This window comes from Pedobacter sp. (assembly GCF_035566355.1).
Classification (GTDB): Bacteria; Bacteroidota; Bacteroidia; order Sphingobacteriales; family Sphingobacteriaceae; genus Pedobacter.
In genome coordinates this window covers 1-6,463 of record NZ_DATMRL010000712.1, presented here as the reverse complement: position 1 = coordinate 6,463, position 6,463 = coordinate 1, and the positions used below count along the sequence as shown (strand labels likewise).

Here is a 6,463-nt window from a genome sequence, read left to right as displayed (position 1 = left end):
ATGCTCCGTACCACTTATGGCGATCATGAACGATGCAAGCTGACTTATTTTTCTACTTATGAAAATCTGTATTTTACAGGAGATGGATGTTTGAGAGATGCCGACGGTTATTATAAAATTACCGGTAGAGTAGATGATGTGATCAATGTTTCCGGACACCGGATCGGCACCGCTGAAGTTGAAAATGCAATCAATATGCATGCTGGTGTGGTAGAAAGTGCGGTAGTGGGTTATCCTCACGATGTTAAAGGGCAGGGAATTTATGCCTTTGTGATCTTTCCAAATCCGCACAGCGATGCTGATCTGAGCCGTAAAGATATTTTACAAACTGTAACCCGTGTTATTGGTGCCATAGCCAAGCCAGATAAAATCCTTTTTGTGTCTGGATTGCCTAAAACGCGTTCAGGAAAAATCATGCGCAGGATTTTAAGAAAAATTGCTGAAGGAGATACTTCTAATCTTGGCGACATCAGTACATTACAAGATCCTGGTGTAGTTGATGAAATTATCGGAAAAGCCAAGCAATTATAAATGACTTTAAAACCAAATAAAAAAGCCGTTCGGATCTTCGAACGGCTTTTTTATTAATTGTTGTTTGAAATACTGATGTTCAGTTTTTCATCCGGCTTTTTGCCAAAGTGATCTTCATACCAAAGCAAAAGATCCTGATTTTTAAACTTTACCTTACTGTTGATGCCCCGGATCAATGTTTTCGTTGCTTGTGTAGCATCTATTCCGTCTCTTGCCTGATATAAAGCATAATCTACAATCAGATGATCGGCAGGAGTGGGGCCTCTGAAACCGAGTAAAGTTCCATCTTTACCAATGATCTGCGGGCGTGCCACAGAATCGGTCAGGTTTCTGAAAGTATTATTTTCAGATGTAGTAACCAGTCTGTAAGCTTTCACCTTCTCATTTTTTAGGTCCTGAACCTTTTTCCATTTATTCTCATCGGTGCCTGTATACACATTAATGAATACCACGTCATTGTATTTTTGAAATCGTTGTTTCAGTGCCTTGTAATCTGAATTCTGATCATCAGGAGGTACGTCCTGATTCCATACATACAGGTAAACGGTCTTCCCATAGAAGGATTTTCCGAGTGTTTCCTGGTGACCAGCTCCGTCAAGTAAACTGAGCTTAGACAAATTTAAGTCCTTATGGTCATCATAGTGGTTGGCGACGGACTTTCCAAGGCCTTTTATAATCATGGTGCAGGAGCTGTTGAACAGCAGTATAGGAAGTAACAGCAAATAGTAGAATTGTTTCATTGGATTGTTTTTTTGTAAGACGATTGGAAGGGCAAGATAGTTGCAAGGCCAAACAATTTTATTTTAGAGGTGTTATTCCTGTAGTTTAAACATTAAAAATACCTACTATGGATAAGTTAGAATTGCAAGGAAAATGGAATGAGATTAAAGGTAAGGTTAAGCAAGCTTATGCAGATCTTACAGAAGATGATCTGAAACACGAAGAAGGAAAAGACGATGAATTGCTGGGGAAACTGCAGCAAAAAACAGGCAAGACCCGCGATGAAGTGGTTACCTGGTTAAAATCACTGTAGAAATCATTATTAGAATAAAAAAGGCCCTGAGCAGTGCTCAGGGCCTTTTTTATTCTAAGTACCTAATAGGAATTAATACCCGAAAATTTGCTCTAAACTCAATTTGGTCACCGGGCCAAACTTTTGCATATCCTCCATTTTTACATTCTTTTCAGAAGCGACAATACAATAATTATAAGCCTTTCCGGATACGTGTGCAGCATGAAAATCTTTCATGTCGGACAGTTTCAGCGGTTTGATATTGTTGTAAAGATCTATCCTGGAATCATGGTCGAAGCCTAATTTTTTATCCGAAAAATAAGCAGCAAGGATACCATCCTTAACAATACGTTCCGTTTGGATGGCATTTACAGAATTGCTTTTTGCACCTTCAAAAGACTTTTCGTTCTCCGGGAGTACCGTTAAAAGTTCATTCATCCCTTTAACCGCATCATTCATTTTGTCGGCCTGGCTGCCTACATAAGCAATCATTGCATATTCTTTATCTTTTTTGTCGGGAGCAGAATAGAAGGCATAAGTAGAATAAGCCAGCGCTTTAGACTCTCTGATGGTTTGGAATACAATAGAACCCATACCGCCACCAAAATAATTATTGAACAAATTGATTTTACCAGCCAGTTCGGGATTGTACATTCCATCATTGCGTACCCATCTGATCTCAGACTGTACCATATCGTAATCAGCAAAAAGCACCTGGTTCGTATTGGTAGAGATATAGTCAAACTTAACTGCAGCTGCTGCAGGAGTGAACTCTGCAGGCAGATGATGCAATTTGGCTATATCAGCAGTAAAAGTGCCCAGTGCCTGCGGACCAAAATACGTAATGGTATGTTTGTAATTGTTGAGGTTATGCAGGATATTAACCAGTTCCTCAGCCGTCATTTTATTTACTTCATCATTACTCAAAACGTTGTTTGACGGATTTTTTGCACCATATTGTGCATAAGCAACCAGTCCGCTCAAAATAGCTGCTTTGTTCAGCTTTGTATTTTGTCTGCCTTTTAAGATCGTACTTTTTAATTCAGCAAGGGCTTTCTCATTTGGCTTGCAACCCGCGAAGATATGCTCTGTAAGACTTACTGCCTTATCAAAATTTTCCTGTAAACCGCTAATGCTCACAGTTACAATCTCATTGCCTACATTCATGCTATAATTACAGGCAATATTATAAAACTGTTTGCTGATCTCTTCAGCGGTATATTTGTCTGTAGCCAGAAAGTTCAGGTACTGTGCTGCATACGGTAATAATTTATTATTATAAGCACCCAGATCAAAACGATAGGTCAGGTGAAAAATACTGTTGTCTTTGTTCTCCACTGAAACAACATCAGCGATACCTACTTTACCAAAGTTCAGGTCCTTGCTATAATCCAGAAATTTAGGCTCAATCGGTTTTACAGGGGCCTCCAGGATATTTTTGGTAAATGCTGAAATGGCATTTGCATTCGGATTAATAGGGGTAATTGAAGGTTTCTCTACTTTAACGATATTCTTATCCACACCTTTATGCTTATAACCCACTACATAATTGTCTTTAAAGAAGGTATTGGCGAAATCCACGATTTGTTTTTTGGTAACCTTTGCCATTTCATCTGGTCCGTTTAAAGACTTATCCCATTTCGTTGCCCTGTTCAGGATAAATTCATTCGTAGTTGCCTCAACACGGAAAGCATTTTGATCAAATTGCTGGAGTAAAGACAATTTGCTGTTGGCTACAGTTGCTTTGATGAGTGACTCATCAAAATCTCCCTTTTTCAGAATCTCTATCTGCTCCATCACCAATTTTTTTACCTCTTCCAGCGATTGACCCTGTTTCGGCTGAGCTGTTAAATAAAAGATACCATAATCCTTCATTTGCTGATAACCAGCGCCAGCCTTCAGTACTTTCTGCTGTTTGTTTAGATTGATGTCAATTAAACCTGCCTTGCCATTAGAAAGAATGCTTGAAATCAGGTCAAGCAGGAGGCTTTGTCTCGTATTTTCAGCATAGCCGCGATAAAAGATCTGCATGTTTTCAGCACTTGGACCATATACATCCAGTGTCTGAATTTTGGTTAGCGGTTTTTCTGGTGCAGGATTGTATAATTCTACAGGTTTTGGCTGCATATAGGCAAAAGCTTTGTCTACCTTTTTAATCATTTCATCCGGGGTGAAATCACCAGCTAAAACCACTGCCATATTGTTTGGTACATAGTATTTGTGGTAATATTTTTTGATCTCTACAAGGGATGGGTTTTTCAGATGCTCCACCAAACCTATGGTGGTCTGCTGACCGTAATTGTGTGTAGGAAACAGCAAATTGGACATACCCTCGTACATTTTGTTGCCATCATTATCCAGGCCACGGTTTTTCTCTTCGTATACCGCTTCCAGTTCCGTATGGAAAATACGGAAAATCGGGTTGCGGAAACGCTCTGCCTGTAAGGCCAGAAATTTATCAACGGCATTTGAAGGGAAATCTTCCTGGTATACTGTTTCTTCTACAGAAGTGTGTGCATTAGAAGACTGACCACCCAGTCCCTGGATCATTTTATCATACTCATTGGCAATAGAAATATTAGAGGCTTCGCCCGAAGTTTTGTCAATTTGTTGATAGATCTCTTTGCGTTTGGCCTGATCTGTCGTTTTATTGTATTGTTCGTAAAGCGCATCAATCTTATCTAAATAAGGCTTTTCCTTTGCATAATCTGTTGTTCCAAACTTATCGGTACCTTTAAAGAGCAGGTGTTCCAGGTAATGGGCCAGACCCGTATTGGTGCGCGGATCGGTGTTACTTCCCGCACGTACCGCCATACGGAATTCAATGCTCGGCTCCTTTGTATTCTGAGAAAGAATTACAGTTAATCCGTTTTTAAGCGTATAAAAACGGGATTTAGAAGGATCATTGGTCACATACTTATAAGTATAGCCACCTGAGGATGCAGTTTTCCACTGATAGGCAGACTGAGCCATTAAGGCCGTCCCGGTGAGCAGGAAGCCGGCAATCAGTAATAGTTTGTTTTTGGTCATATCAAGTTTTTTTAATAATGAGCTTGTTAGCCAACATAAGATGCATTTCTGCCCTTTATGTTACGATCAAAGATAATAGGAACCTGTATAATATTGGTAGCTGAATTCAGGATAATCCTGATTAATCTGTTTAATTCTTGTATTTTTGTGTGGTTAAAATTTAATCCATTAAACAGCAATACAAATGAAAGCACAACATTCAAGACCGAATATTTTAGTCGTTAACGACGATGGGATCACTGCTCCGGGTATCAAAAACCTAATAGAAGTGGTTCAGGAACTGGGTAATGTAGTTGTGGTTGCGCCAGATGGCCCTCAATCCGGAATGGGGCATGCCATTACCATAGGGAAACCTCTTCGTTTCGATAAAGTAGACCTGTATGAAGGTGTTGAAATGTATAAATGTTCAGGAACACCGGTTGACTGTGTGAAACTGGCAGTGAATAAGATTTTTAAAGGAAAAAAACCGGACCTTTGTGTTTCAGGTATCAATCATGGATTGAACAATTCCATCAATGTAATTTATTCCGGCACCATGTCCGCAGCAGTAGAAGGGGCTATCGAGCAGATTCCATCTATAGGTTTTTCTTTAGATGACTATGCTCAGGAAGCGGATTTCAGCCATTGCAAGAAATTTATTAAAATAATTTGTGAACAGGTGCTGGAGCATGGTCTTCCCCCTGCAACATTGCTAAATGTCAACTTCCCTAATGGTGCAGACATCAAAGGGATTAAGATATGCAGGCAGGCCAATGCCAAATGGGCCGAAGAATTTGACGAAAGAAAGGATCCTTACCAAAGACCTTACTATTGGCTGACCGGTGTGTTTCAGAACAATGATAAAGGAGAGGATACCGATGTATGGGCACTGGACCATGGTTATACTTCCGTTGTTCCGGTTCAGTTTGATCTGACCGCCCACCATGCCATTCCGGTTTTAAATTCATGGACATTTGATGTTTAGGCAAATCAAAGATACAGTGCTTACAGGATTTGGGATTGGTATCCTGGTTCCTGGTCTGCTGATTGGAATAGCCTGGTACGTGATGCATGTGGTTTCTTATCTGGCTAAAGCAGATCTTTTATTGATCGGCTGTATTGGGGTAAATGCCTTGCTGCTCAAATATTTTTTTAAACAAAACAAAGAAAATACAGGTCGTGGTGTGTTGAGTGCTACTTTTATCTGGGCCCTGGCTTTCTTTGTGTATAAAGTTCGCCAATAATGCGGTATTATCTTGTAGCAGGAGAAGCTTCCGGCGACCTTCACGGCTCCAACCTGATGAAAGCCTTAAAAAAGAATGACGCTGAGGCAGCGTTCAGGTACTTTGGCGGAGATAAAATGAAGGCCGAGGGAGGGCATTTGGTAAAGCATTATGCAGAAATGGCTTTTATGGGTTTTGCTGAAGTTGTTTTAAACCTGCGTACCATTTTTAAGAACCTCAAAACTTGTAAAGAAGATATTCTGGCCGATCAACCAGACGCGCTGATTCTGATCGATTTTCCTGGCTTTAACCTCAAGATTGCAGAATTTGCCAAAGCAAATGGCATCCGCGTATTTTATTACATTTCTCCGAAAGTCTGGGCCTGGAATCAAAAAAGAGTATTAAAGATCAAAAAGATCGTAGACCGGCTTTTTTGTATTCTGCCTTTTGAAGTGGATTTTTACAAAGAATGGGGAATGGATGTCGATTATGTGGGAAACCCTTTGCTGGATGAAAAGGCAAGTTTTACGCCAGATCCAGCCTTTAGGGAAATCCATCAAATTGGAGAAGACAAGGTGATCGCCTTATTGCCTGGAAGCAGAAAACAGGAAATAGAACGTTTGCTTCCGGTTATGCTTAGTTTAACTGAACGATTTTCCGATTGCCATTTCGTAGTAGCCGCAGCGCC

The 6,463-nt window shown here is 40.2% G+C and carries 7 protein-coding genes; 5 read left to right on the top strand and 2 right to left on the bottom strand.

Translation table 11 applies throughout. The annotated features are described in order from the left end of the window. On the top strand, positions 1 to 531 hold a 531-nt coding region (locus tag VNZ46_RS28015; RefSeq protein ID WP_414693544.1), incomplete at its 5' end, for an AMP-binding enzyme. Between the two features lie 53 nt (positions 532 to 584). Here the strand turns inward: VNZ46_RS28015 and VNZ46_RS28010 are convergent. Beyond that, positions 585 to 1,271 (bottom strand): hypothetical protein, encoded by a 687-nt coding sequence (locus VNZ46_RS28010; RefSeq protein WP_325564783.1) that lies wholly within the window; start codon positions 1,269 to 1,271, stop codon positions 585 to 587. A gap of 107 nt (positions 1,272 to 1,378) precedes the next feature. Here VNZ46_RS28010 and VNZ46_RS28005 point away from each other — a divergent pair, with 107 nt between their 5' ends. Beyond that, entirely contained in the window at positions 1,379 to 1,564 is a 186-nt protein-coding gene (locus VNZ46_RS28005) for a CsbD family protein (protein ID WP_108554509.1), read from the top strand. Between the two features lie 72 nt (positions 1,565 to 1,636). Here VNZ46_RS28005 and VNZ46_RS28000 read toward each other — a convergent pair whose 3' ends face one another. Beyond that, entirely contained in the window at positions 1,637 to 4,573 is a 2,937-nt protein-coding gene (locus VNZ46_RS28000; protein WP_325564781.1) for a M16 family metallopeptidase, read from the bottom strand. Between the two features lie 184 nt (positions 4,574 to 4,757). Here VNZ46_RS28000 and surE point away from each other — a divergent pair, with 184 nt between their 5' ends. The 3 genes from surE to VNZ46_RS27985 all read left to right on the top strand — a co-directional run. After that, a complete protein-coding gene (gene surE / locus VNZ46_RS27995) occupies positions 4,758 to 5,537 on the top strand; it encodes a 5'/3'-nucleotidase SurE (RefSeq protein ID WP_325564779.1) in 780 nt (259 codons plus the stop codon). Next, complete coding sequence (locus tag VNZ46_RS27990; protein ID WP_325564777.1) at positions 5,530 to 5,796, top strand: stationary phase survival protein SurE; 267 nt, start codon at positions 5,530 to 5,532, stop codon at positions 5,794 to 5,796. The genes surE and VNZ46_RS27990 overlap by 8 nt, the downstream gene beginning before the upstream one ends. Then, on the top strand, positions 5,796 to 6,463 hold a 668-nt coding region (locus VNZ46_RS27985), incomplete at its 3' end, for a lipid-A-disaccharide synthase (RefSeq protein ID WP_414693543.1). The genes VNZ46_RS27990 and VNZ46_RS27985, both read left to right, overlap by 1 nt.

Excerpts from the sequence above, each read along its gene's own strand:
- VNZ46_RS28010 (WP_325564783.1), bottom strand. The coding sequence starts at position 1,271 with ATGAAACAATTCTACTATTTGCTGTTACTTCCTATACTGCTGTTCAAC.
- VNZ46_RS28000 (WP_325564781.1), bottom strand. The coding sequence starts at position 4,573 with ATGACCAAAAACAAACTATTACTGATTGCCGGCTTCCTGCTCACCGGG.
- VNZ46_RS28005 (WP_108554509.1), top strand. The coding sequence starts at position 1,379 with ATGGATAAGTTAGAATTGCAAGGAAAATGGAATGAGATTAAAGGTAAG.
- surE (WP_325564779.1), top strand. The coding sequence starts at position 4,758 with ATGAAAGCACAACATTCAAGACCGAATATTTTAGTCGTTAACGACGAT.
- VNZ46_RS27990 (WP_325564777.1), top strand. The coding sequence starts at position 5,530 with ATGTTTAGGCAAATCAAAGATACAGTGCTTACAGGATTTGGGATTGGT.